Here is a 967-nt window from a genome sequence, read left to right as displayed (position 1 = left end):
TGGCTCAGCATCTGACGTTTATGCTTCCCTGTGCGGTGATCGAGATAGTGATGAACCACCGCGCCGCCGCAGTAGTGCCGCAGGCGGGAAGCCGACACCGGCGGGCGTTTCAGGTACCGGCCAAGGTACTTCACGCTGTGCCACGCCCCCCGTGTCTTTTTCGCAAAATACACCTTCCAGTACCGCCCATACTGTGCCTGCAGATAACGATGCCACCGGCGTTCGTCGCGGATGTGGCCCAGCCCCGGCAACATGCCGGGCATGATGCGGGCGTAGCTGCTGCGCAGCAGGCGGATAACGGCATTCCGCCAGATGAGCTCCACGGCTTTCTTTTTGAAGAAAAGGTTTCGCCAGACGTTATGCTTAACGTAGAGACCGCCCCGCGTGACTGAGACGTGGATATGCGGGTGCTGATTGAGCTGGCGGCCATAGGTGTGCAGGGCACAGAATATACCGACCTCAATACCCTGTTTACGTGCCCACGTGAGCATGGCGCGGGTGGCGCAGCGGAACAGGTCATTGAGCAGGGGCCAGTTATTGTTAAAGAACGGCCATAGCAGGTGTGGCATGGTAAAAGTGATGTGCTGCCATTCGCAGTCGGGCAGAATGTGCTGCTGCTCAGCAATCCATTGCTCAGTAGACTTCATGCCGCAGGCGCTGCAGGCCTTTGACTTGCAGCTCTGGCAGAAAAAGCGGGAGTGGGTACAGTCCGGAGAGGCGCAGCAGTAGCGGCGAACACCCATTGCGCAGGTGCCACAGGCAAGCATGCGTTCAATACAGAGGCGGGTCCACAGGCTGACGTTGTCACCGTGTTTTTCGAGGTGGCGGTTCCAGCCGTCATTGATGGTGAACAGGAGTTTGGCAGGGCGCGGGATATACATGAAGCTGAGTATAACGCGGTGCTCCGGGCATGCAAAGCCTCGGAACGGCGAAGCCGTGACGCTCGCCCTGTAAGGGCGCTACGTTC

Annotated in this window: 1 protein-coding gene; it reads right to left on the bottom strand. The window is 58.9% G+C overall.

The annotated features are described in order from the left end of the window. Nucleotides 1–881: IS91 family transposase (locus X965_RS18755; RefSeq protein ID WP_036419858.1), on the bottom strand; the 881-nt coding region annotated here is incomplete at its 3' end. Nucleotides 882–967 lie beyond the last annotated feature (86 nt).

This window comes from Morganella sp. EGD-HP17 (assembly GCF_000512315.2).
Taxonomy (GTDB): Bacteria; Pseudomonadota; Gammaproteobacteria; order Enterobacterales; family Enterobacteriaceae; genus Morganella; species Morganella morganii.
Note: the sequence above shows the minus strand (reverse complement) of the source record. Positions and strands in the feature narration are given on the sequence as shown.